The sequence below is a fragment of the Streptococcus sp. 27098_8_76 genome (assembly GCF_041432315.1).
Lineage (GTDB): Bacteria > Bacillota > Bacilli > Lactobacillales > Streptococcaceae > Streptococcus.
Genome location: NZ_JAPVZI010000036.1, coordinates 1 through 640 on the forward strand (window position 1 = coordinate 1; position 640 = coordinate 640).

The following is a 640-nucleotide window of genomic DNA, read 5'->3' on the forward strand; positions in this document are numbered from 1 at the left end:
ATTGTCAAAGTTCCAGCGAAGGATAAAGTAGAAACAACAGAAATCCCATCACCTAAGAAATATGTGAAAGATGATACACGCGACAAAGATCAACCAAATGTGGAAGAAGCAGGACAAGCAGGTTCAAGCACTACCACAACAACATATAGTGTTGATCCTACTACAGGCGCTATTACAGAAACAGTAGGAAAACCAGTAGTAGTAAATCCAACAGAAACTATTGTCAAAGTCGCAGCCAAGGACAAAGTAGTAGAAACCCCAATTGAACCAGAAGTTGAGTATGTTAGAGATAGTGAACGAGAAGTTGGCACACCTAATGAACGCGTTGAAGGAGCTAAAGGTAAAACAGTTACAACAACCACTTACGATGTAGATTCAAACGACGGCCATATTACAGAACACGTTGGCACCCCAGTAGTCAGCCCAGCAGTCAGCCCAGCAGTCAGCCCAGCAGGTAAGACAATCGTTAAAGTAGGAGCTAAAACTAAGGTTGAACAATCTAAAGATTCTGAAGGTCATGATGTGATTGATACCACTACCTATGAAGTTGATCCAAAAACAGGTAAGGTAACTCCAACAACCGTTCGAACATATGGAACAACAAAAGAACCAACAGTTGAGAAGAGAGTAGTACCATCAC

General features: G+C 41.6%; 1 pseudogene. It reads left to right on the forward strand.

Annotated features, from left to right (window positions below):
* Window positions 1-640, forward strand: a pseudogene (locus O3636_RS10670) (YSIRK signal domain/LPXTG anchor domain surface protein); the annotation flags it as partial.